This is a genomic window from Shewanella sp. GutDb-MelDb (assembly GCF_002836075.1).
GTDB lineage: Bacteria > Pseudomonadota > Gammaproteobacteria > Enterobacterales > Shewanellaceae > Shewanella.
The window spans coordinates 1-24,959 of the sequence record NZ_PJBM01000227.1 but is presented as its reverse complement, the minus strand read 5'-3'; the positions used below and the strand labels follow the sequence as shown (position 1 = coordinate 24,959).

The window sequence follows — 24,959 nt, the reverse complement described above, 5'->3', positions numbered from 1 at the left end:
ATGATAAATAGACGAATTAGAAAGCTTTTTAATAGTAACTTGGGCGTGACGGATCAATTAGCGTTACTACGATTTGGAGGGTTACTCCTTAAGATCGGACTGACGTTTTTTGCCGCGGACACCTTTGGTCTCTCGCTTAGCAGTCCGGTTTTATATTGGGGCATGTGTTTAGAGGCCATGTATTTGGCGTTTACCTTTAGGCTACGTGAGCCTATCAGCCGTATCGAGTCAGGGTTATTTATTGTGTTGCTGCTCGATACCGTATTTTGGATCTCTTGGCTCTATTTTACTGGCGGCGCCACCAATGCGTTTATCTCTTTATTGTTATTACCTATTGCGTTCGCTGCGATAACACTCCCCAAATGGGCGCCATGGACGCTCACGCTAATATCAGCAGTTGCTTATAGTTTGATGATCTTTTCTGTGCCTGAAAGCCAAATGAAACACCATGGCATGGACATGAGCTCGCACTACCTTGGCATGTGGTTCAATTTCCTTATCTCATCATTGGTACTGACCACAAGCGTCGCTTACATCGCACAACGAATGCGTAAAAAAGATGTTGAGCTCAGCTTTATGCGGGAAGCCCAATTGAGGCAAGAGAAGTTATTAGCGCTCGGCACTGCATCAGCCCAGATGGCGCATCAACTTGCGACTCCATTGGCCAGCTTGCGGTTGTTAGTCGACGAGGCCACTGAGGAAGCGCAAGAGCAAGGTAAAAACGACTCGCCTGTTTTATCTGAAATGAATAGTGCCTTGCTGCGCTGTGAGCAAACGTTACATTCGCTGCGCGCTGCAACTGAATCGATCCGTGAGCAGAGACAAAGCGTACTGACGGCGAATACGCTGCTACAAACCCTGCAGCAACAGGTGTTACTGCTGATGCCGCAAGTGAAGCTCGAACTCACACTCTTTGATGATGAGACCACCGAACAACATGCTTCAACTTCGGTACTGTCTGATGCCAGTCTGCTACCCGCAATGATGTCTTTAGTGGAGAATGCCGCGAGTGCAAGCTTGGCTGAAACCGGAGATACGCGGGTAACCGTCTCTGCTATTATCGCTCCACAAAGCCAGCGTTTATGTATCTCTGTGAGAGATTATGGCATTGGAATTTCAAAAGCGATGCGAGCTCAGGTGGGGCATCAATTAATTGAGAGTGAACAAGGCATGGGCATGGCATTACTGCTAAGCCATGCAAGCTTCGAACGGCTGGGGGGGCGCCTGTTATTGGGCAGTACGGCAAGCGGGGGGACTATTGCCGAAGTGAGCTTTCCGCTGCAATTCGATATCGAATTATCTAAAGGTGAATTATCATGAGCCGCTTGCTGATTATTGAAGATGACCTCGCGCTCGCGGGTGTATTGTGTCGGCGTATGAGCAAACATGGTTTTGAGTGCCAGCAATGCCACAACGCGACGCAAGGGCTATTACTTGCCCGTCAGTTTAGGCCAACGCATGTGCTGCTGGATATGAAGCTTGAGCAGGAAAATGGACTTAAACTCATCTCGCCACTGCGGCAGTTATTACCTCAAGTGACCATGGTGTTATTGACGGGCTATGCCAGTATTGCAACAGCAGTTGAGGCTATTCGTCTTGGCGCCGATAATTATCTGGCTAAACCGGTCGATACCCAAACCCTTTTAAGCGCGCTGTCCATCACTGCCGGAGATACAGCGCTCGAACCTTTGACTGAGGAGCCGCTCTCAACAAAAAGGTTGGAATGGGAGCATATACAACAAGTACTTAATGCCAATAAAGGCAATGTATCTGCGACAGCGCGGCAACTGGGTATGCATCGACGCACTCTACAACGAAAACTGCTCAAAAAGCCGACGGTTGATCATCGTTAACCTCTTTTTGTCATTCCAAATTAATAAAGTATATAAGTAGCAGTATATTAGGATTCAGGAGGTGCTTTCCCAAGCTGTATATTTAACTGAAAAACCGCTAATAATTGAAGCACTATGCTGAAAGTGAGTTAAATGTTGGACAGATACATCGCTATGTCGCTATGCTGAATTGAGATAAGCAGCCAAAAAATAATGATAGCTTATTCTGATCCGGAGTAGCCGATGACCTCAAATGCCGTGTTTAACACTGATACTTTTTTACTAGAAAATCCCAACGATCTTATCTCCCTTGATAAATGGCAAAAAACAGTTAATTTACTGGCTAAACTTTTTGATGCTCCAGCCGGTTTTCTGGTGCAGTACACCCCAAAAGGTTTTCAAGTTACCATTGCCAGTGCACAAGCGTCTAACCCCTATCCTGCGGGCGTCATTATTGAGCCCGAAGTTAATATCTTTTGTCGCCGAATCGTTGAAACTCGTCAAGAGCTATATGTTAATAATGCCATCATTGATAGCTGTTGGGATAACAACCCTGAAGTGCATAGCGATGGCTTTAGATCCTATTTAGGCGTGCCCGTGTTTTGGCCCTGCGGCGAACCGTTTGGTACTTTCTGTGTTATGGATTATAAAGAGACGAATTATAAAACAACCTACCTTGAGCTTATACGCCACCTTAAAGATATCTTAGAATCAGACCTTTCTTTAATCGGAGGGTATGCAGATATGCAAAAATTGGCGATTACCGATCCACTATCGGGTGTCCATAATCGTCGCGGTTTTAATGTTCTTGCAGAGCAACGTATAAAGTTAGCCCACAGAACCAAAACAACCCTGGGCCTTTTATATTTGGATGTCGATAACTTCAAAGCGATTAATGATCAACATGGGCATGGTATTGGCGATGATGTCATCACCCTTATAGGACGAGTATTGACGCAATCTGTGCGTCAGTCTGACGTGATTGGTCGTATCGGTGGTGATGAATTTGTTGCTTTGGTGATGTTAGATGAAACGGAAGATCTGCAGGCGGTAAAACATAGAATCGCAGCGGCATTTTGCTCACATCATCAAATGGTTAAATTACCCGTATTTACCGTATCAATAGGCATCACGGAGGCAAATAGTGCAAGCACTATTAGTGAGCTGCTCGATGTTGCCGATAAAGACATGCTGCAAAGAAAGCGGCTATTAGCTTAGGGGCTGTTGATCTTTCACGGTTGTTTTTGCCGCCGTTTATTGGCTATTTTGACAAGGCGGAGGCTATGTCGTTTAGTCATTCTCCACAAATAGCCTACAACACCGTAAAAATAGCCAAGAAGCGCGGCCCTTCGGGGTCGTTTCAATACTTTTAGTCTTTTATGGCTAGAATGCGTTACGAGCTTTTCGCTTAGCCAGCTAAGCATCATCGCTCAAGCCTTGTACTAAAATCATTGAATTCGAACAAAAACTAAGCTCGAAAGATCAACAGCCCCTAGCTGGAGAGTTTTAATTTGAGACAGAAAAAATCCCCGAGACAGAGGATGTCAGCTCGGGGTAAAAGTAAGTGGAGTGGATGGCCACTCACACGTTACGTTAACCGCGAAGAGGTTTAAAAGCGGTACTCGCCGCTCAGCCAAGCATTTAACCCGGTACCAGGCATACGTTCGCCAGCCGCAATATCGCTCCCCATCACGCGGTTATAGCCCGCTAGATGGTCTTGGTAATCAGTATCAAAAAGATTGTCGACACCTGCTTTTAGTAACCAGTTTTCCGCATCATAACCGACTGACAAGTTAACCAAGGCATAACCGGCTGTAGTTTGCTCTAGCTGTGTGTCTGATACTTTGTTCTGCGCCGCAACCGCACGAGTTTCGATGCGGGCAATCCAGTTATTGACGTTGTAATTAATGCCAAGGTTTAGATTAGCGGGGCTGATACGATAAAGATTGTCGCTAATATCACGACGCTCACCACGCACATAACTCGCCACCATATCGGCATTGAAATACTCGTTTAGCTGATAGGTCGCACTCAGGTCCATGCCGTAAAGTTGTGCATCAACATTGGAAAACTGCATTGGGTTGTCATCACCCATCATTGCAGCAGCCATGATGACTGCTGGATCTGTAGCAACAACACCTTGAATATAATCATTAATGCGCTGGAAGAATATCCGTGGGCTCAAGCTGAAGTTATCTGTTTGATAATCGCTGCCGAGTTCGATTTGATAAGCGGTTTCTAAGTCTAGATCAGCTTGGCCAACATAAGTGCGTCCATCAGCAAGCCCGCCTGTTGACTGCATTGGCACCCACAGGTACCGCTGCTGGTAGCTCGCGCTATCTTGTTTACGTGCTAGGCCAACCACCCAACTCAGTTTATCGGTTTGCGAATAACGTCCATTTATTGCCAAATCAACACCGGTTTGAGACTGTGAACGGTCGCTATTATTAAACTGGGTCATTAACATCTTGATTGCGGGCATGGTGCCTGCCATCGAATGGTTCACTTCATCGGCGTCCGTTTGGTAGTGCTTGATTCTGGCACCGATTTGCCAGTTCCACTGGTTAATATCTTGCTGCCATTGGGCAAACGCACTAAAGCTGTTATCGCTAACGCCATTAAAATTATCAACGTTAAACATTGGCTTAGTTGGATCGGTTATGACGGAATTATGTTCGCTAAGCTGCGCGTCTAAACCGAATACCCAAGCGTCTTGGGCTAATGAAATCAGTGCATCGTAACTTTGGCTCTCAGCATTATTATACCGTGCATTCATGCTGGGCATCTTCGTACGTTCGCTAAAGTTATCCATTCCATGTTGGGCGTCGCTGTAGGCAATATGCCAGTTCATGTCCCAGCTATTGAGATCATGTTGCCCTTCAATTTTAACTCTATCTGTACGGATAAAGTCGATATCCATTGGCAGGGCCGGTGTTCCAGCATTAGTGGTTTCAAGATGTTGATATCCAATGGCTATAGACTCATCGTGACCGCTACTGTCCGCTAAATTATAGCGGTATTGTCCGCCGACCATGGTTTTGTCATAAGTAGTGGGGGAAATAGCTTTATCATCGCCACTTGTCGTATTCTCATTGCCCTTGAGTATATCTGCGTATACCAAGACGGCGTGTTGTTCACTGCCAAAGTTGCCCTTGCCGCCGATATAGCTACGCTCACCATTGTCTTGGTATTGCCCTGCAACCTTACCACTGACTTCATCAAAGCTTGCTTGCGACTCAATGACTTGAATACTGCCACCAATAGTATTAGCCCCCGCTGATACTGGCGCGATACCGCGTACCATTTCTAGGCGCTCAGTGAGTACCAAACTGGCATAGCTTAACGGCGTATCCATAGCGTTAGGACCCGCACTCGACAGCGTCATGCCGTTGACTTGGGTGTTAACCCTGTCACCGTATAAACCTCGATACTGCGCAATACCGGTTAATGGGCCATTACCATTAACGGAGGCGCCCGGCAGGTTGCTAAGTAGGCCACTAATGTCCGTTTGAGGTGTGGCAGATTCAGGTACTACAGCACTATAACTGCCTTGATGATGGCCAGTGACTTCGATAATTTCAAAGCCAGAATCATCGGCAAAGGCCGTTAATGGGAATAAAGCGGAAATAACAGATAAAGAGACTAAAGATAGGCGCAACTTCATAATAATATTGTGTTTTTATTTTGTGTGCTGCGAATAGTGTCAGTGTGTATTTAAATTAGCAAAGCAAAATCGAGCAACTGCGACAGCATGTCGCAGGTGAATTCACTTCAGGTGAGCTACGCGCATGAATATGCTGGTTTAGTCATCCTATAATTTATTCAAGCAAGGTTGCGGAAAATGATTATGAAGGAGAGTTAATTTGTGACCTCGCCAAAGTGCCGTCATAATCAGTGTTAATTTGAAAACCTAAGATTGGAAATGACAGTGTTACATTTACGTTTATTTAGTCTAACGCTTATATTCTCATTATTAAGCCTAGCTTCAGTCGTTGCTTATCACTACATAGGCGTTTATGTCGATAAGGAGGGTATGCTCGTTGAGACATTTTGGCTTATTCCTAGCGCTTGGTTTTGTTTGGCTATTGCACTTGGTTCTGGCGTTTCCTTATTCATTAAAAAAGTTAATGCAACGACTAAAGCATGAGCGATAGGTATTTTTATTTAAGTCGGCAAGGGATATTGCAGTGTAAATTGTTGTGATTTTTGTTTTAAAAAGTCAATAACTGTTCTCACTTTGTGGCTGGGGTAATCGGTTTGCAGGTAAACCAACTGCAATGGAATACGTTCTGCTATTTGATCGGCAAACAGTAATACCAACTTTCCCTGGTGAACCTCTTTGGCGACATCAAACCAACTCTTATAAGCAATGCCTTCTCCGGCGAGTGCCCAGTCCTTTATCACCGCGCCATCATTACAAATCTTACTGCCAGTGACATCAACCTCATACTGTTTTTCTTTGTGGCTAAAACGCCATTTATGCCAAGGTTCTCCACCTCTATTGAGCAGGAGTATTTGGTGATGGCCAAGATCTTTTGGATGAGTAGGGTTGCCATGACGCTGGATATAGGCTGGAGATGCCACTGCCACTCTCGGCATCATCGCCAGCTGTCGGCGCATTAGATTTGAATCTTCTAGCTGACCGTAGCGTAGGGCTAGCTGCACATTATTGGCGATAATATCTGTCATCTGATCGCCAAAAAATAGCGTCAATTTCAATTCAGGCGCTGTTTGCGCAAATTCATCTAGCCATGCTCGAACAATATTACGGCCAAGATCAGACGGCAAAGCGATACGAAGTTCACCTTTAAGCTCACCGCGATTATCGGCGAGTGCATTGCTAGCATTATCTAAAATGGCCAGCGCTTGACGACCGGACTCAATAAAAAGATGACCCTCTTCAGTGAGTGTCATCTGCCGAGTTGAGCGGGCAAATAACAAGCAATCGAGTTTTTTCTCCAGTCGTTGTAGGGCTGCACTGGCTGCAGCTGGGGTCATGCCTAGTTCGCGTCCAGCAGCTGAAACACTCTGTAAGTCGGCAATACGGATAGCGAGTTGAAGATCATTGAGATGATACATATCAAATATTTTTTGAAAATGATTCTAATAATAGCCTAATTATCAAAATAAGTTAATGGGTATAGAGTGCTTAATATCATTTGAACAGTGAGATAACTAATAATGGCAATCACATTTAACCATCTCAACTTACTTGCCTCAGCAGGAAATGAAGCGACCTATTTATTGACTGATGTTTTGGGATTAAAGAATGGTAATCGGCCTAATTTTCCTTTTAAGGGATCATGGTTATATCAAGGTGACCAGGCATTAATCCATATTATTGAGTCAGATACGCAACAGTGCGGTATCGGCCATATCGCTTTTGATACCGATATGAGCTTAGAGACCTTAACTCAAAAGTTGCAGCAAAATGCCACCAGATACAATGTTCGGCAGGTACCCGATAGCAATGTAATACAAGTTTTTGTCCGTGCCGGAGAGGTGATATTTGAATTGATCACCTTAGATACATCAAGTCAGCAGAATTTCGACGTTTTTAACCAACACCAGGAGCTATTATGAGCCTTTTTACCCCGTACCATAAATCGCATTTATCGTTAAGTAATCGTATGGTGATGGCGCCTATGACTCGTTCTAGAACCACTCAGCCAGGTAATATACCCAACGAGATGATGGCCACTTACTATGGGCAGCGTGCATTAACAGGTTTGATTATTAGTGAAGCCACTCAGATCTCAGATGATAGTCAAGGTTACTCGTTCACCCCAGGTGTTTACACTGATGAGCAAGTCGCTGGCTGGCAAAAAGTAACGGCTGCAGTACATCAAGTGGGAGGCCATATATTTAATCAACTTTGGCATGTTGGCCGAGTCTCTCATCCGGTTTTTCAACGAGGTGAAGCGCCAATAGCACCTTCAGCAATCAAACCAACAGATACGCAAGTTTGGATTGTAGATGAAGCTCACCCCGACGGGCAGATGGTCGATTGTCCAACCCCTAGAGAGATGGACCAAGCGGATATTGATCGAGTGGTGGCTGATTTTGCTCAAGCAGCTAAAAATTCGATTGATGCCGGTTTTGATGGCGTTGAGATCCACGGTGGCAATGGTTATCTGATAGACCAGTTTTTACGGACCAATTCCAACCATAGAACCGATGCGTATGGCGGCTCACCCTTAAAGCGTATTCAGTTTCTATTGGATATCATTAGCGCGGTCAGTGCAAAAATAGGTGCTGATAAAGTGGGGGTTAGATTGGCACCGTTTGTCACCTTTAAAGATATGGCTTGTCCCGAAATTGTAGAGACAATTTTATTGGCAGCAGAGTATTTAGGCCAGCAGGGGATTGCTTATGTACATCTTTCTGAAGCTGATTGGGACGATGCGCCGCAGATCCCTGAGAGTTTTCGTATCAAGCTAAGACAAGTGTTCAATGGCACCATTATTGTGGCGGGTCGCTATGATGTTGAACGTGCCAGCGCTGTGATTGAAAAAGGTTACGCTGACCTTGTCGCTTTTGGTCGTTCGTTTATTGCCAATCCAGATCTGCCTTATCGTTTACAACATCAACTGCCTTTGGCTGACTTTGATAAAGGGCCTTTATTCGGCGGTGGAGCGGCGGGTTATATTGATTATCCTGTGTATGCTGATTTTGAAAGGATATAAATTATGGTTTTGGCTAAGTGGATTATGGCTAAAGCCATACAGCATAAAATAGCTGGTCTATGGGGGCTATTTGCCTTACTACTCTATGTCCCTGTTGCTGTGAGCGCGGCAACGGTTATTCAAGATGAGAGTGAAAATGCACCCGCAGTTGAAGCTGCCGCTAAAGCCTATGCGCAATTTTGGAATACGGGTGATGAGAAGTTCGCCAGCATTGCACTCTCACCTCATTTTATTGATCGCACCTTACCCGAAGGTCGGCAGCAAGGGATTGCTGGGGTATTGGAAGCATCAAAAAGCTTTCGACAAGCAGTCCCCGATTTAACCGCGGAGGTTGAGCAGCTATTAATCGTAAAAGATCGTGCAGTGGTTCGCTTGAGATTTAAAGGACATTTCAGTGGTCAGTTTGGTCAACATCAAGGTAAGGGTCAGCCAATTAATTTTGCCGCTGTGGATATATACCGAGTGCAAGATGGTTTGATTACGGACAATTGGCATTTAGAAGACTACAACAGTCTGTTTACTCAAATGGAGTTTTAAGGGGCGCAAGATGAATGAACGTAGACGTTTTTTAGTTGCAGGTAGCGCCATAGCTGTGGGGTTATCTGTTAGCGGAGCAAGCAAAGCAGTCATTCCTAGTTTAGCTTTTTCTGATGCAAAAGATAGTGGCGGTTCTGCAAATCAATATTGGCCTAAAGGCGAGCGTTTGGTCATCTCTATTTCAATGCAATTTGAGGCGGGGGCGCAACCGTTAGATGCCGAAGGGCCTTTTCCACCCATGGCTGAAGGTTTTCAAGACACCATTACGCCTTCTTGGTATGCCTATGGTATGAAAGAAGGGATTCCTCGTTTACTTAGGTTATGGAAAAAACATGACATTAAGATAACATCACATATGGTAGGGCTCGCTGCTGAACGTCATCCGCAACTGGCTAAACAAGTTGCGGATGAAGGACATGAAATTTCGGGGCATGGACAGACGTGGTCTCCTCAGTTCAATATGTCTCCAGCAGAAGAGCGGGCATCCTATGAGGAAAGTGTTGATACCCTGAAGCGGATCACAGGTCAACGACCGCTTGGATTTAATGCTTTTTGGATGCGCCATAGTCCGCAAACCTTAGAAATTTTGCAAGATCTTGGGTTTATCTATCATATTGATGACTTATCGCGTGATGAACCTTCAGTTACACCTGTCAATAATAAACCATTTGCAGTGGTTCCTTATACTTTGAGGAACAATGATATCGGTCGATTTGGTGGTAATACTGCGATGACAGCAGCCGCTTTTTTACAGGAGCTAAAAGATGAGTTTGATGTGCTGTATCAAGAGGGAGATCAGAGAAGGCGCATGATGGCAATCAGTGTACATGATCGTATTGGTGGTACACCGGGATTGGTTAATGCATTGGATAAATTTATTCATTACGCGAAAGGTCACGCTAATGTTGGTTTTATGCGTAAAGATGCCATCGCACAATGGGCACTTAAGCAAACTGATACCCCGATGAATGAGCCTAGATGATGTATAAATATTTGGCTTAATAATTAGGAACTCTAGGGGCTGTTGATCTTTCATGGTTGTTTTTGCCGCAGTTTATTGGCTATTTTGACAAGGCGGAGGCTATGTCGTTTAGTTATTCTCCACAAATAGCCTACAACACCGTAAAAATAGCCAAGAAGCGCGGGCCTTCGGGTTCGTTTCAATATTTCTATTACTGCGTTACAAGCTTTTCGCTTAGCCAGCTAAGCAGCATCGCTCAAGCCTTGTACTAAAATCATTGAATTCGAACAAAAACCAAGCTCCAAAGATCAACAACCCCTAGTGACAAAATAACAGCGGTATTGACGATCATCATACCGCTGTTGTTGAGAGGACGACGATATAATGAGTTTTGATTGTGTCGTTTTTCTATTTCTTATTGTCTAATCAAATTGATGTTTTCATTGCCCGTCCTCGGTAATTGCTCCTGCATTATTCTACCTTCGTCCATCCGTGGACTCGTACCTCCTCACTTGATCTCCATGAAGGAAGGCAATAGCATATTTTGTATGGAACCAAATAGACCATTTAGTCGTATATCTAAAGCCCACAACGAAGCTTAAAGGATTTTGCCATTTGCTTTAAACGTCGGCCGCTCTGAATTGGTCAAATACTTAGTGCAATTGGTATTAAAGCTGATGTGCAGGTAGATCGTGGCTTTCATACGCATCGGCAAATAAATGGTTTTGATCGCGATGTTTAGCTTCATCGTCGCGGATTTTTACAATCACATCTCGCAACATGGCATCTAACGGTAACTGATAATAGTCGATGGCAATTTTTGGTGCAGCTAGGTTCTCTACTTCTCCGGCATCAATTTTATTTAGGTATTCGCTGTAGCTTTTACAGGCTTCTTCTTCAAAATAACCCACCACCCGATGGGCAATTTTAGAAGAAAGTACATATATCAAACCATACACCATAATAAAAGCCCCTTGGGCGAGCAGCACTAACACTCGCTCAATCCAGCTAGGTTTGGCAATATTTAAGAATATCATCAGATGCATGCGTTCGTTTTCTGCCTCATCAAGTAATTCACGGATCCAGCCTTCATCATCTTTCATCCGGCGTAAGGCTTTTAGATGATTAAACATGCCCGCTACCATCCCTGGTACAGCGGCAATGGTTTCTAAAATCACGGCACGTTTCGCGTATTTTTTGCCATAGAATATATTTAACAAAAATTTGAGGCATTGGGTGATTTTATAGGCCACATGTTCCGACAGTTTGGAAGCGGTTTTGTGTTTCAATTCAAAATCTGACATGGGTGAGTTTTCCTGTGTTTAAGTGGCAGTGATCCCAATCTGATGATTTAATAAACCAATGGATTTGTTGGCGAATATCTAATTAACAGATTGCCATCACTACCCTGTTGTATGACTACATTATCTTTAGCTATTTAGTCTGGTAGCGGTTGCAGCCCCTAGAGACGGTACAAGAGATAGGACTAGTAATCGCCTGCAGTTATTTTTTCACCTTCCCCAAGGGTATAAAGCAGGTTCTTTAATAGGCTAGAGGCGCCAAAACGGTAGTGCATGGAGTCAGCCCATTCAGCACCAAACATACTATCAACCATATCTAAGTACTTTTTGGCTTCTTCAGTGGTCTGTACGCCACCAGATGCCTTGAAGCCAACTGTTTTTTCAACGCCCATCTGCTTGATAACCGACAATATAATTTCAGCAGCTTCAAGGGTGGCGTTAACGGGTACTTTACCTGTGGACGTTTTGATGATGTCAGCTCCAGCCCTAATTGAAATCTCAGATGCCTTTTTGATCAACGCAGCAGTTTTAAGCTCACCAGATTCGATAATGACTTTTAACAGAGTGTCACCGCAAACCGCTTTGCATTGCTTAACAAGTTCAAAGCCGACATCTTCATTGCCGGCCATCAGAGCACGGTATGGGAATACGACGTCTACATCATCTGCGCCGTACATGATAGCGGCTCTCGTTTCAGCAACGGCAATCTCGATATCGTCATTGCCGTGAGGGAAGTTAGTGACGGTGACAATCCGAATGTCGGGCGTACCTTGTAGATGCAGTTGTTTTTTGGCAACAGGAATAAAACGTGGATAGATACATATTGCTGCCGTATTACCGACAGTCGTTTTAGCACTCTTACACAGCTCGATGATTGTTTCATCTGTGTCATTGTCGTTTAACGTCGTCAGATCCATTAAGTTAAGTGCACGTAGCGCGGCTGTTTTTAAATTACTCATGGTTATTTCCTGTTGAGTTGTTGCTTATCGAATGTCTAATGCTTGGTGTTTTATTTGTCGCTATGCCGTTAAATGCTTATCTGAACGTTGGTGTCAGATTGATATGCGACCCAAGGCTGGAAGTGATCTTTGGTTCAAAATGAAAGTGAGGCGATTATAGGAACAGACTGCAAACTATAATAGATACAGAAATGGCTCTTTTATCTATAACAGATTAGATATTAGCTGCTATTGTGCTGAGAGCAGGGTATAGAAGGAGTCGTTTCGTTGGCAAAATATGAAAATTTGGTAGAGCAAATTCGTCGTCAAATTCAAAATGGTATTTGGAAGGTGGGTGATAAGCTGCCTTCGTTACGAAAACAGACTGAGATCTCAGGCGTGAGCTTAATGACAGTGCTGCACGCTTATCAGGTACTGGAAAGCCAAGGGTGGATAGTTTCTCATGCTCGATCTGGCTATTTTGTCGCACCTCAAGTCCAATACCTGAGTCCAAAGAAATCGGAAGTGACAATTCATACAACTGAAAATATCGATATTAATGACTTTATTTTTGATGTGTTACAAGCTAATCGGACGCCGCATCTAGTCGATTTTTGCTCTGTTTATCCTGATCCCAAGCTTTATCCTCGCCATCAAGTCAACAAATCTCTGATGACCGCGGCGCGTAACATGCCAACATCGAGCGCACTGGATAATCTGCCTCCTGGAAATGAAGACTTACGCCAACTGATTGCCAAACGATATGCTGCACAAGGGATGAATGTGCATCCTGACGAGATTGTGATCACTGCAGGCGCGCTTGAAGCGTTGAATTTGAGTCTTCAAGCTGTGACTCAAGCCGGTGATTGGGTTGTAGTGGAGTCACCGACCTTTTACGGTGCATTGCAGTCACTGCAAAAGCTGAATTTACGTGCGCTATCTGTCAGAACACATCCTCAAGATGGAATTGATCTTGAGGCACTTGAAAAAGCGCTGCAATCCCACTCGGTAAAAGCATGCTGGTTAATGACAAATCACCAAAACCCGTTGGGTTGTAGCTTGTCTGATGAGAAAAAGCAGGCTTTAATTCAGTTGCTTGCTGATTACAACGTCTACCTGATAGAGGATGATGTATATAGTGAACTGTATTTTGGTGGCAAGAAGCCATTGCCAGCGAAAGCCTTTGATCAGCAGGGGATGACAATGCATTGTTCATCTTTTTCTAAGTGTCTGGTTGCTGGTTTTCGAATTGGTTGGGTGGCCGCAGGACGCATGGCACTGCCGATCCAAAAACTTCAATTGATGAGCACATTATCTGCGAGTACTCCTATCCAACTTGCGCTTGCTAAATATCTATCCAGCTATAATTACGAGAAACATTTACGCCAACTGCGTAGGAAATTAGAGCAACGTAAATTCGCTAACTGGCAGGTGTTACGGACATACTTTCCCGCCAATGTGAGTATCCATTACTCTGAAGGAGGATACTTTTTGTGGGTTGAATTACCAGAGCATCTGAATGCGACAACGCTCTACCAGCGAGCTTTGAAAGAGCGTATCAGTATTGCTCCAGGAAAAATGTTTTCCGCGAGCAAACAGTTTAATCATTGTTTTCGACTTAATTCGTCATTTGAGTGTTCGGATCGGGAAGTTGGTGCGATAAAACGATTAGCCGAACTTATCCAAAATATGCTGGATGAATAAGGTAAGCATCATCACGAAGAAGCGGTGAATAAAGCCGCTAGTTCCTTTTCCTTGTTTAATAACACTATCGCGTTTCACTTGAAAATTGCTTCAAAATGATGGGGAGCCGACTCCCCATTACTTGACTGTTGGTTATCTACTTAGCGACAAGTTTTAGTGAACTATTTCTGACGATGGCATTAGCTTCATTGTTTCAAATCTGAATACAAATGCCACTGGCGGCGACCCGTCTCAAGTAGTATTCCTGCGGCAAGTCCTGCTGCAGTATTAACGAGCAGGCAAATTGCAGCGGTTGATAAAATCACAAAAATACAAAAAGGCTTACCGTCGATAAAGCGTTTTGACCACGCCAATTGAGTCCCCGCAATCGCCAGTAAACTGCCCAATACCGCCAGTGGAATAAGCGATAACAAGCTGGCAATGCCTTGCCCCCAAAAAGCAGCGATTAATAAACAGCTTGAGCCAAATATAGTCGGGGCCAACCAAGTACGAGCGCCAAAGTGATACTGTACTGCAAGCCCGCCTGCGCCGTGGCACATTGCGGTGGCACCGAACGGCGCTAACAGTAAGTTTGCCCAACCAGAGCTGGTGGCAAAACGCTCTGGTGAAAAATTATCTTTAGCGTCATTTGGGAATTTCTCTTTTGCTATCGCAGAGACTGCTATTACTGCATTGGTGAGCGTTAGCGCCAGTTGTGGCAGTACCAACAAACCAGCGGCAGAGCTCCATTCATCGAGACTTGGCCAGCTCAGTTGCCATGGGGTATAGCTTGAAAGATCAAAACTTGGTGCGGTGCCACTGTTTAGTTGCCATAAAATACCCATCGTAATCACCAATGGCATGGCTAAATAGCGCAGTGGTAAGAATTTGCTGCCAAAAAGCAGTGCAAAGGCAATGAGTCCGATAAGCCAGGTTTGGCTCATCATCTGTCCGCCCATCCAAATCAGTTGAATACCAATCGCTAACTGAATGCCGATACTAATGGCGGGAGATAGTTGCTTTGCCATCCATTTAATGGCGCCGCTATAAGCGAGAACCAGTAAAATAACGCCCATCATCATGCCGCTAGCCTGTAACATTCCAGGTGTTAAGCCTTGAGCTATCACCAGTGCTGTGATGACTTTCATCGGCTGTATTGGAATGGGGCGACGATAGAAGAATGCAGTAAATAAGGCGAACAAACCAAAACCCATAAAGATCCCTTGCGGGGAAAAATGGTTTAAGGCGATAAGGCCGAGGACTAAGGGTAGAAAGGTACCTAAATCGGCGAAGGCGCCGCTAAACTCTCCTGAATATTGGTTAACACTATCAAAGCGATTGGGCTTACATCTCATATAACTTGCCGTGGGAAAAGAACCCGTTAACCATCGCAAGTTTAGTGCCAAGAATTTAACGGTTAATACACCGTAAAACCCGATTGAGTAAGCTATTTTCCAAAGTCACTGAGACAAGTTGACGCATGAGTGTAAACATTGTGGTCAATAGGTCTAATATTCGTGAGTCCTCAACTACCCCTTTAGTGCTATATCATTGAGTGGGTAGAGATGAAAAAAAGCAGTGATAGAGTGATCACTGCTTTCATCGGCTTACTTACTGCTGAGATATAGCATGTTTAAAGCTGATTATGCATATCGTTTAATGCTTGATGGAGCAGGTCATCATCGTTCGCTTGATCAACGCCTTGATGTTCAATTACATCATCAAGAGTAGTTAAGTCCTTATGGGGTGCGTCATGCTTGTCGTCATCAAGCAGTGGGTTATCAAACGCATCGACTTGATTGGTATCGAACATATCGGCATCAGGTTCACCACTGGTTAATACCTGCATCTCGGGTAATTCGTTCATCGATGGGTTATCTGTTTTTGGCGCCAGATCTTGATGGCTCATGCCAACCATCTGCAAGTAGTGATCGATAGGGTCGCTTGTTACGGCAGCGCTCACCACCACTGGTGTTGCTGATACTGGCTGCGAGGTTGCTGCTGGATCAGCTTCCGCTTGCTCTGCTGCACTCGCTGTTGACGGTTCTTCATACTCGGTATGAGCTGCTGCATTGAAATCAGAATCATCAGCAACGACGATAGCATCTAGATCTACGCTGACATCAGTAATGAAATCACTTTGGGGCTCATCATGAGCATCAGCTGCTGGAAGTGGCGGCGGTGGAGCAGGATGATTATAGGTTGGGGTCACTGTCATATCGAGCACTTCAGAACCTAAAGTGAGCTTGCCACTGTGGCCGGGCCCGTGACTTAGAATGTTCACCTGAACATGCATTACCACATCGTCATGGTGAGAACCTTGCATCGCCACTTCGAATCTATCCTCATGCACACCAACAGTTGTCGCAGAGCCGTGTGGCCCGGTATGAGTATCGGCATGTTCTTGGTAGTTCAATTGACCCGTTTTCGGGTTAATTGTCAGTGTTCCCCATTGGCTGGAGTAACTCGTTTGATAGTGGCCATTAACCAATATTTTCCATCCTTGTTCAGCAACAGGAACAGGGGTTTGTGTCGGCAATAACGTCGGTACACCCAAAGATGCACCAATATGATGACTACCGGGTGGTGCGGTTACCACTATGGGTTCAGGTTTAGCGTTTGCTGCCATGTTTAAGGCCGAATTAACGTTACCATGCTCATCAGTCATGATGGCTTTTACTATGCTGCTGGGCGCAACTTCAAGGGCGATACCGTGGGCTAAACTGTTGGCATCGAGTACATGGTCGACGCCATTAATATTAAGATGCTCGCCTATTTGGGCGTCGGCTGCAGCATGAATTGTAGCGGTAATCGTCCCTGCATGACCTTGAGCTATTTCCGCTTTGCTGTAGGCGTTATCACTGCCAGGGTTTTCGAAAGTAATGGTTGGCATATCCACTTTTGTATCGGTGGCATAGTGCATGACTTGGCTGGCACTGGCAGGATTACCTGCAGTATCGGTGGTGGTTACGCTTGCGGTGATTGATGCGTTGGAGGCTAGCTCTGCACCTGCGATATTAACGCTAAAGTGACCGCTATGATCAACGGTTGCGCTATAGCTATGTTGCCCGACAACTAAGTTGACGATATCACCTTGGTGGGCATCACCACTGACTCGACCTGTCACGCTGATATCCGCGCTACTCTCTTGTGCGTTAATCACATTATCGCTAGTGATGGGATCCAATTGAATGCTGGTGTCTGCTTGGGTATCAATGGTAAAGGCTTGCGTACCCGTGGTAGCGCTGCCGAGGTTACCGGCGCTATCGGTGGTGATCACGGTAGCTTCAATGGAGTGAATTTGTTGCTGCCCTGACGCATAAATACTGTGGATGTTGGCTCTCATTAAGGTTTGTGCAGGAACGGCGATGGAGTAATGTCCTTGGGCATCTACGGACCCTGTAAGCGAGCTAATCGCTGCGCCGTTGATGCTTAAGCTAATGACATCCCCCGCTTTAAAGTCACCACTGACTTGGCCGCTGATCTCGATATTTCGCCCTGACTCGGCGAGATTAATAATGTTGTCGGCGGTGACCGGATTTACGCTGATGTGGGGAATTGGGTTCTGGGTATCAACCAATAAATGGGTGGTTATTTCTGGCGTTACGTTACCGGCAACATCAACCGCGCCCACTTTAATGGGATAGTTTCTATCTGTGGCCATGTGGCTTTGATGCTCTGAGGCGTTGAGCGTTAGACGCCAAGTTCCATCTGCTTTAACGGTTGCAAGGTAAACACTGTTGTCATCGAACTTAACATAAACCTGATCGCCGGCTGCAATGTTAGAGGTGGTGCCAGTGATCTCCAGGGATTGATTGTTCTCAACCGTATTGAGTGCATTATCTTTTGAGATCGGATCAACAGCGACTGTTACAGGGGTGGTGTCTAAGGTGTAACTAAAACTGGTGGCTGCCGAGGTGTTTCCGGCAATATCAGTTTGCCTCACTTGCAGATTATTTTGGCCTTCAATAGGGCTAAACTGAGTTGTCCAGCTATGTCCACCATCGACAGAGTATTCGAGTTTAGCGCCAGCTTCGGCAGCAATATTTAACTGACCATCTTTAGTGATGAGATCGGCATGTTGCCCTGCATGAGCACTGGTATCATGTTGTAATGAAATACTGGGCGCTGCGACTTGATTGTCCAAGGTGAAGGTTAACAGTGTTTGAGGCGATACATTCCCCGCAACGTCAGTTTGCCTGACGTTAACGCTATTACTACCTTGCTGCGGTGTAAAACTCTGGCTCCATGTTTGACCATTATCCGTTGAATATTCAACACTGGCACCTTGCTCTTGGCCGGTAATGGTTAATGAACCATCGCTAGTGATGAGGTCGCTGCCCAGTCCGGTGTCGTGTGTTAGTGAAACGGTTAATGTCGCCGCCGTTAAATCTGCCGTTGGTGCGGTCTCGTTAGTTGATGATGAAACATTGCCTAATTTATCGGTGACACTGGCAGTCACTGTTGAGCCAGGGGCAACTTCTATTTCCACTTGACCCGCGATAAATTCGGCTTTGGTAATCTGATGGCTATTGCCGTTAATCGTGATGCTATCAACGGAGCCCATATCTGCGGGGAGATGAACTATTGCAGTGATAGTGCCAGCCGCGCCAGCTGCCACCTCTTGTGCATTGTAGATATGATCGCTGCCTGCAGTTTCAAAGCTGATGCTTGGCGCACTTGCATGAGTATCGACACTGAAGCGATCAAATATACCTGCAGTACCTGATGGCGTTTGATTGCCGGCATTATCGGTTGCTTGAATATAGGCGACGTAAAAACCGTCGGGTAAGTTGCTGGCATCAACACTGTAACCGCCTTTGCCATCTAATGTTGCGTGCAGGGTTTCAATGATTTGACTGCCTTGCTTCACTACAATATCAACTTGTGCCGTATCTAAGCTGACACTGCCGCTGAACGTTGGTTGATGGACCGCTTCTGTCTTCAAATTGACTTTAGCGATAGTGGGAGCGCTGTAATCGACTTCAATCGCTAGGCTTGCATGGCTTTGATTACCAGCAGCATCGGTTGCCGCAACGCTTAATGAATGTGCGCCTTCAGTTAAGTTACTTGTCGTGAGCTGATACGTCCCGTTAGCGTCGGCATTTCCTGTGGCGACAATTGCGCCATGCTCATCGGTAATGGTTATTGTTGAATTAGCTTCAGCAGCCCCTGTAATAACGGGAGTGTGAGCATTGGTCAGGTTGTCGTGATCTGAGATACCGGAATCGGCAGTGGATTTTAAGTCTACCGTTGCTACAGCCGTACTGGTATCCACTTTTATATCAAGTAGTGGGGACACGACAGGTAAAACAGATGATGGTGCTAATGCCTTGGCAGATAAATTATGCGTACCGTCTGCAAGGCTTGCAAGGTTGGCGCTGTAATCACCATTGGCATCAGATAGTGTATGGCCAACAGGGGTATTGCCGTCATAAATAGTGACCTGCGAGAAGGGAACATCGGTAGTACCTGTGATTGTTGGCGTATTGTCGCTGGTTAAGTTGTCAGTATTTGAAGCGCCGCTATCGCTACTGGCGATTAAGTCTATATTGACGCTGTTTGCGGGTGGCGTATTTGTGATGCTTGTTGGCGCTTGCGTCGTTAACAGTGGACTTGAGTTGATTGCGGTACTGACAGTGGGTTGACCACCCGTTATTGCGGGTGCTGTCACTGTCGCGGTGACAGTGAAAGTTAAAAACTCTCTCGTTTGGCCGCCATGACCATCACTGACTCGAACTTCAAATACCTCGTGGCCAGTGTAGGTATGGCTCTGCGGGTTGTAACTCATGCCTGCGATTGTGCTCGAAGGCTGGTAATTATAGGCACCAGAAATGGAATCAACGCTAATTCTACCAAACTGACCGTGGGGTTGAATTGCATCGTATTGCAGCTGTTGAGCATCTCCCTTATCGATATCACTCCCCAATAGCTGACCGCTAGTATTGGAGGTGGTGTTAAAGCTTAAGCTTGGCGCATCGTTAGTGCCGTGAATTGTCACCATTAACTCTTGTTCAGTACCATCGGCCGAGTGAACGGTGAACTTTTCGGTTAGTTGCTGATTAGCTCCGAGTGACTGAATTTCAGTACGGGCATTATCGACAACATAGCTCCAGCTGCCATCTTTTTGCATGGCTAAACCGCCCATTGATGCACTTCCATCTGATTGCAGGTGAAGGTTTTCGGCTTGAAAGCTATTTTCTAACGTATCGGCATCGGTGATATTAAGTTGGCCGCTGGCTTGTAAGAATGCGCTATTAACAATATGGCTATCTTCAGTTGCTTGGCCTGAGGTATCACCAGAGATGAGCGCGAGATCAGCCACGGGTTCGATATGAATGGTGTTGCTGGCTTCAACAGAATCAGCGTGGCCATCGTTAACTGTGTACTTGAAATCAATGTCACCATTAAAGTCTTTGACTGGAACAAACTGCATCTTACTTATGTCACCAGCGGCAATGGTTTGACCGGCAGTAACCGTTTTTCCATCGAGATAGAATGAGCCTTGCGTGGATGCGTCAGGCGCGCTGGTGATAGCAACACTGTGCAAGGTATCGCCTGAATCAACATCAGCAAAGCCAAATTGACTGGCTTGCATTTGATAGCTGACATCTTCAGTACCGTGGGGCAAGGTCACCACGGTAGCCGTTGGAGTGTCGTTAGTACCGAGCACTTTTATATGTAGATCATAGGGGGTGCCATCTGCGGTATTAACACGATATACAACAGTTTCAGTCTGGCCTGCAGCAAGGTATTGCAGCGCACTATTTTTGACTTCATAGTTCCAAGAACCTGCTGAACTTATTCTTAGGTGACCCTGAAATGGGTCGCTAATAGCGGTTTCGCCAAATTGACTGTATTGAAAGTGATCTTCTCCAGCATCAGGATCGGCTACATTGAGTTTTCCGCTGGCGATTTGATATTTTTCATGGGCAAAGACACTACTATGAGGAGCATCTTCAACGATGTTCTCTGTGTTGAATTCGGTGACCTTTGCTCCATCATTAACTGCGGCTAGACTTGTGGTTGCACCTGTATGCGTTACGCCGCCATGGAGATCTTTTACGTCATAACTGAAATGGACTTGGCCGTTATAGTCTTTATCTGGGTGTAAGGTAAAGGAGCCATCTTTATTGACGGTGATAGTGCCATGATCAGCGGTTAAGTTAGCGACACTTAATTGGCCAATATCATTGTAGTCAATGTCTGTTGCGTTAATCAGTAGGTCTGATTTTGTGAGGTGTATATCTTTGTCTTCGGTACCCGAGCTTAATTGAACTTCTGAGCTGCAATAAGGCGCATCGTTAGTTCCATGAATCGTTACAGTAACAATATGGCTAGTACCATCTATCGATGTGACTGTTACGGTGTCAGTTGTACTTTCGCCTTCACCTAGGTTTTGTATAACACTTTTTCTTGTATCAATTCTATAAAACCAAGTTCCATCTGAGCCTATACTAAGATATCCGCCTAACGTACTAACAATAGGATGAAGCTCAGGATGCCCTGCATCATGAATAAAACCATAGTTCTTAACATGAAAATGATTTTCCCCTGCATCAGGATCACTAACATGCATTTGACCATGCGTTTCTATCATATTTGCATTGCCAGCTACTACAGGGCCTACATCAACATCTTCTTTTACATTTCCACTGTCTTGTCCGGTAATAACTGCGTTATCTTGAACTGCGCTTAATGTGGTCGTTGCGCCAGTATGAGTTACACCGCTATGGGCATCTTTTACATCGTAGGTAAAATGGACTTGGCCATTGTAATCTTGGTCGGGATGGAAGGTGAATGAGCCATCTGTATTCTTAGATACCGTTCCATGATTGGTGTTCACCGAATCAATATGTAATTGGTTTAAATCATTGTTATCGATATCGGTTGTATTCGCTAACAATTGCGCCTGAGTAAAAATGATATCGGTATCTTCAGTGCCTGTTTGTAATACCACTTCAGATGAAACAACGGGTGCATCGTTGGTACCCGTTACTTTAATGATAATATCTTGTGCTGTGCCGTCGGTAGTATAAACACGATGTGTAACCAATACTTCCTGATTAGCTCCTAAGTGCTGAAGCTTGGCATTATCGACGTCATAGGTCCAAGTGCCTGAAGCACTTATGTGCAAAGATCCGCCAAAGGGATCACTCACGCTGGTGGAACGAGTATATTGGAAACCTTGTTGTCCTACATCAGGGTCGGTAACAAGCAGATGTCCTGTTACTTCAATTTGATTTTGAGAATAAATATTATGATCTTCAAAAGCATTTCCTGTTATATCTCCACTTACTATTGCCTGATCTTTAACCGCTGAAAGTGTGGTGGTTGCACCTGTATGTGTAACACCGGCATGAGCATCAATAACGTCATAACTTAAATGCACTTGGCCGTTGTAGTCATGTTGGGGGTGAAAGGTAAATGTTCCGTCTTTGTGAGTAACAATAGTACCGTGGTCAGCGACTAAGTTGGCAACATCTAATTGGCCTATATCGTTGTGGTCAATGTCAGTTGCGTTAATTAATAGGTCTGACTTTGTAAGGTGTATATCAGTGTCTTCAATACCGGGAGCTAGCTGAACTTCGGCCGATACTACCGGAGCATCATTGGTACCGTGAACTGTGACTGTCAGTATTTGGCTCGCCGTTCCATCCTTAGAATGTACGGTATGGGATTCAGTGAAAGACTCTCCAGCGCCCAAGTGCTGAACCTCATCTATCGCGTTATCAATCTTGTAGCTCCAGCCGCCACGGGCTCTAATGGTGAATTCCCCATGGTGAGCTGTGGTGATATTTTCTGCTTGAAGCTGCGCGTCACCGTGATCGGCATCAATGACTCTTAGTATTCCACCTGCGTATAAATGGCTTGGACTCGCAGGCACAAAATGCTCTTCAGTCACATCCTGACTGGCAGGTAGTTGCGGCATGCTAACTTCAATTCGAGCATTATCATTCTCGCCATGAATGGTAACCGTGACCACTTTTGTTTGGCCATCACTGGTGCGTATTTGATATTGATCCGTTAATGTTTCACCTGCTTTAAGTGACGCGACTTTGCTATTAGCATGGTGATTTCTTGCCATATCCAGATCATATTCATAGCGTCCATCAGGCCAAACTGTTAAGCCTCCATAGCCCTGAGCTCCGTTATCACTAGAGAAGGCAAACTGAGTATGGTCGCTAGTGTCGGGGTCGACTAAATTGAGTGTGCCACCTACCTTGCTGCCCATTTGGTAATAGGTGTGCAGGGCTTGGCTTTCTGTCATATCAATGGTTGAAGAGAGCAATTGTGCTTTGTCATCGCTACCCACCATAGTCACAGTTGCGACCGCTGGGCTTTGTCCGCCATGATTATCATCCACCATGTAGTGCACTAGGATATCGGCTTTTTGACCCGCACTGAGGTGTTGGAAAGTTGGATTGTGGCTGTCAATGATCAGTGTATAGCCGTCGCTGGCAAAACTAACGCCTTTTGGTAATGGGCCTGTTTTGCCCTCAAAAGTGATTTGGACTTGGCTAATCGATAGTGAGTCGCCATCCACGTCGGTAGCACTGCCGAGTAGATTAATTTGGTGCTGTCTATCTGTGTCTTCAGTGAGGCTATCGGTAATAGGTGTGACGTCTGGATTATCGTTGACCGCAGCAAGTGTGGTAACAGCCCCTGTATGGGTAATTCCGCCATGGGCATCTTTTACGTCATAACTGAAATGCACTTGGCCGTTGTAGTCTTGAGCGGGGTGGAAGGTGAACGAGCCATCTGTATTTGTCGTTACCGTACCGTGATCGGCGGTCACTGAATCAACATGTAATTGGTTTAGGTCGTTGTTATCAATGTCGCTGGTATTGGCTAATAATTGCGCCTGAGTGAGAATGATGTCGGTATCTTCAGTGCCCGTTGATAACACCACTTCCGATGAACACGTTGGCACATCATTGGTGCCATGAATAGTGAACTCAATGGTATGTTTGGTACCATCAGTAGACTCGATAACGGCACTGTCTTTGAGTGTTTCTCCAGCCCCTAATGCTTGGATTTGCGGCTTAGTGGTATCAATTTCATATTCCCACTCACCGTTTTTAGTCATACTGACCCTACCGCCGAGTTGACTGTGATAGGGCGACCATTCGGGGTTCGTTGCGACGTGAATGAAGGTCTTAAAATCAAAGTGATCTTCACCTGAATCTGTATCGGTAATCGTGAGTTGACCACGAGTGTGGATCATATGTGCAGAGGCAGACACATTGGAATAGGGGTTTACATCTTCAGTCACATTACCTGTATCTACGCCAGTGATAATGGCTTTATCGTTACTGCCATTTACCGTAATAGTGATTTGATGTTTGGTGCCATCAACCGACTGCACTGTGACGGTATCGGTTGTGCTTTGGCCTTGTGCTAATGTTTGTACTTTAGGGTTTTTATTATCTAAATCGTAAGTCCATGCACCAGTATCTGTTAAATGCAGGGTGCCGAGAGCGCCGCTAATATCGGTATTTGAAAAATGTGCTTCTCCTGCATCAACGTCAGTAACGGTTAGTTTTCCGCTCGTTTTCAGCTGTGACTCTTCAGTTACATTGCCTGTATTGACTCCGCTAATGATTGCACCGTCATTGGTACCGTCAATTCGAATAATCAGATTTTGAGAGACGCTATTGCCTTTGTTATTGTCCGTCGTAATGATTGGAATAATTAAGGTTTGATGGTCACCTTGTGCTAAATGATCAAAGCTTGGATCCGTAGGGTCTAATGTATACGAGCCATCTGTATTTAAGATAAACCCTGTGTGGCTGAAGTTAGTACTGAAAGTGGCAGTGTCACCATGGTCAACATCGGTCGAAGTTATCTGTCCAGTAATTGGCTTGCTACCTTCATCAACCATCTTCGAACTTATGTGACTTACGATAGGTAAGTCGTTGGTGCCATTTACGCGGATCACCAAGTTCTGCGGCGTACTGTTGCCAGCATTGTTGTCAGTGGCTGTAATCGGAATGATCAAGGTTTCATGCTCTCCGACC

The 24,959-nt window shown here is 45.2% G+C and carries 15 protein-coding genes; 9 read left to right on the top strand and 6 right to left on the bottom strand.

The window, feature by feature from the left end:
- Positions 1-15: 15 nt before the first annotated feature.
- The 3 genes from CXF82_RS12390 to CXF82_RS12380 all read left to right on the top strand — a co-directional run bounded on the left by CXF82_RS12390 (position 16) and on the right by CXF82_RS12380 (position 3,050).
- Positions 16-1,320, top strand: a complete 1,305-nt coding sequence (locus CXF82_RS12390) for a sensor histidine kinase (protein ID WP_102044284.1) — start codon at positions 16-18, stop codon at positions 1,318-1,320.
- On the top strand, positions 1,317-1,853 hold the full coding sequence (locus tag CXF82_RS12385; protein ID WP_102039173.1) for a response regulator transcription factor: 537 nt from the start codon (positions 1,317-1,319) through the stop codon (positions 1,851-1,853). Before CXF82_RS12390 ends, CXF82_RS12385 begins: the two co-directional genes overlap by 4 nt.
- 222 nt (positions 1,854-2,075) lie before the next feature.
- Entirely contained in the window at positions 2,076-3,050 is a 975-nt protein-coding gene (locus CXF82_RS12380) for a sensor domain-containing diguanylate cyclase (protein WP_101090281.1), read from the top strand.
- Positions 3,051-3,441: 391 nt separating this feature from the next.
- Here CXF82_RS12380 and CXF82_RS12375 read toward each other — a convergent pair whose 3' ends face one another.
- Positions 3,442-5,496 carry a TonB-dependent receptor plug domain-containing protein gene (locus CXF82_RS12375; RefSeq protein ID WP_102044268.1) on the bottom strand — a complete coding sequence of 685 codons (2,055 nt, stop codon included), beginning with the start codon at positions 5,494-5,496 and terminating at the stop codon, positions 3,442-3,444.
- 258 nt (positions 5,497-5,754) lie between these two features.
- Here CXF82_RS12375 and CXF82_RS12370 point away from each other — a divergent pair, with 258 nt between their 5' ends.
- Positions 5,755-5,979, top strand: coding sequence for a DUF3955 domain-containing protein (locus CXF82_RS12370; RefSeq protein WP_101090279.1), 225 nt, complete (start codon positions 5,755-5,757; stop codon positions 5,977-5,979).
- A gap of 17 nt (positions 5,980-5,996) precedes the next feature.
- On the opposite strand, the gene CXF82_RS12365 is transcribed toward CXF82_RS12370, so the two are convergent.
- A complete protein-coding gene (locus tag CXF82_RS12365) occupies positions 5,997-6,911 on the bottom strand; it encodes a LysR family transcriptional regulator (RefSeq protein WP_102044267.1) in 915 nt (304 codons plus the stop codon).
- Positions 6,912-7,013: 102 nt separating this feature from the next.
- Between CXF82_RS12365 and CXF82_RS12360 the strand changes: the two genes are divergently transcribed.
- Genes CXF82_RS12360 through CXF82_RS12345 form a run of 4 tightly spaced genes read left to right on the top strand, consistent with a single transcriptional unit; the run spans position 7,014 to position 10,037 of the window.
- A complete protein-coding gene (locus CXF82_RS12360; RefSeq protein ID WP_101090277.1) occupies positions 7,014-7,415 on the top strand; it encodes a VOC family protein in 402 nt (133 codons plus the stop codon).
- Complete coding sequence (locus CXF82_RS12355) at positions 7,412-8,518, top strand: alkene reductase (RefSeq protein WP_101090276.1); 1,107 nt, start codon at positions 7,412-7,414, stop codon at positions 8,516-8,518. Before CXF82_RS12360 ends, CXF82_RS12355 begins: the two co-directional genes overlap by 4 nt.
- A gap of 3 nt (positions 8,519-8,521) precedes the next feature.
- Complete coding sequence (locus CXF82_RS12350) at positions 8,522-9,055, top strand: ester cyclase (RefSeq protein ID WP_232775025.1); 534 nt, start codon at positions 8,522-8,524, stop codon at positions 9,053-9,055.
- Positions 9,056-9,065: 10 nt separating this feature from the next.
- Complete coding sequence (locus CXF82_RS12345; protein WP_101090275.1) at positions 9,066-10,037, top strand: polysaccharide deacetylase family protein; 972 nt, start codon at positions 9,066-9,068, stop codon at positions 10,035-10,037.
- A gap of 647 nt (positions 10,038-10,684) precedes the next feature.
- On the opposite strand, the gene CXF82_RS12340 is transcribed toward CXF82_RS12345, so the two are convergent.
- Entirely contained in the window at positions 10,685-11,320 is a 636-nt protein-coding gene (locus CXF82_RS12340; RefSeq protein ID WP_101090274.1) for an alternative oxidase, read from the bottom strand.
- A 182-nt stretch (positions 11,321-11,502) separates the two neighbouring features.
- The gene (gene deoC, locus CXF82_RS12335; protein ID WP_102044266.1) at positions 11,503-12,276 is read right to left on the bottom strand and encodes a deoxyribose-phosphate aldolase; all 774 of its coding nucleotides are present in this window, start codon (positions 12,274-12,276) and stop codon (positions 11,503-11,505) included.
- Between the two features lie 267 nt (positions 12,277-12,543).
- Between deoC and CXF82_RS12330 the strand changes: the two genes are divergently transcribed.
- Positions 12,544-13,959, top strand: a complete 1,416-nt coding sequence (locus CXF82_RS12330; protein WP_102039177.1) for an aminotransferase-like domain-containing protein — start codon at positions 12,544-12,546, stop codon at positions 13,957-13,959.
- 185 nt (positions 13,960-14,144) lie between these two features.
- Here CXF82_RS12330 and CXF82_RS12325 read toward each other — a convergent pair whose 3' ends face one another.
- Positions 14,145-15,293 carry a putative sulfate/molybdate transporter gene (locus CXF82_RS12325; protein ID WP_101090271.1) on the bottom strand — a complete coding sequence of 383 codons (1,149 nt, stop codon included), beginning with the start codon at positions 15,291-15,293 and terminating at the stop codon, positions 14,145-14,147.
- A gap of 278 nt (positions 15,294-15,571) precedes the next feature.
- Positions 15,572-24,940 (bottom strand): VCBS domain-containing protein, encoded by a 9,369-nt coding sequence (locus CXF82_RS12320; RefSeq protein ID WP_219621784.1) that lies wholly within the window; start codon positions 24,938-24,940, stop codon positions 15,572-15,574.
- Positions 24,941-24,959 lie beyond the last annotated feature (19 nt).

Excerpts from the sequence above, each read along its gene's own strand:
- CXF82_RS12355 (WP_101090276.1), top strand. The coding sequence starts at position 7,412 with ATGAGCCTTTTTACCCCGTACCATAAATCGCATTTATCGTTAAGTAAT.
- CXF82_RS12370 (WP_101090279.1), top strand. The coding sequence starts at position 5,755 with ATGACAGTGTTACATTTACGTTTATTTAGTCTAACGCTTATATTCTCA.
- CXF82_RS12325 (WP_101090271.1), bottom strand. The coding sequence starts at position 15,293 with ATGAGATGTAAGCCCAATCGCTTTGATAGTGTTAACCAATATTCAGGA.
- CXF82_RS12375 (WP_102044268.1), bottom strand. The coding sequence starts at position 5,496 with ATGAAGTTGCGCCTATCTTTAGTCTCTTTATCTGTTATTTCCGCTTTA.
- CXF82_RS12385 (WP_102039173.1), top strand. The coding sequence starts at position 1,317 with ATGAGCCGCTTGCTGATTATTGAAGATGACCTCGCGCTCGCGGGTGTA.
- CXF82_RS12350 (WP_232775025.1), top strand. The coding sequence starts at position 8,522 with ATGGTTTTGGCTAAGTGGATTATGGCTAAAGCCATACAGCATAAAATA.
- deoC (WP_102044266.1), bottom strand. The coding sequence starts at position 12,276 with ATGAGTAATTTAAAAACAGCCGCGCTACGTGCACTTAACTTAATGGAT.
- CXF82_RS12360 (WP_101090277.1), top strand. The coding sequence starts at position 7,014 with ATGGCAATCACATTTAACCATCTCAACTTACTTGCCTCAGCAGGAAAT.
- CXF82_RS12380 (WP_101090281.1), top strand. The coding sequence starts at position 2,076 with ATGACCTCAAATGCCGTGTTTAACACTGATACTTTTTTACTAGAAAAT.
- CXF82_RS12365 (WP_102044267.1), bottom strand. The coding sequence starts at position 6,911 with ATGTATCATCTCAATGATCTTCAACTCGCTATCCGTATTGCCGACTTA.
- CXF82_RS12345 (WP_101090275.1), top strand. The coding sequence starts at position 9,066 with ATGAATGAACGTAGACGTTTTTTAGTTGCAGGTAGCGCCATAGCTGTG.
- CXF82_RS12340 (WP_101090274.1), bottom strand. The coding sequence starts at position 11,320 with ATGTCAGATTTTGAATTGAAACACAAAACCGCTTCCAAACTGTCGGAA.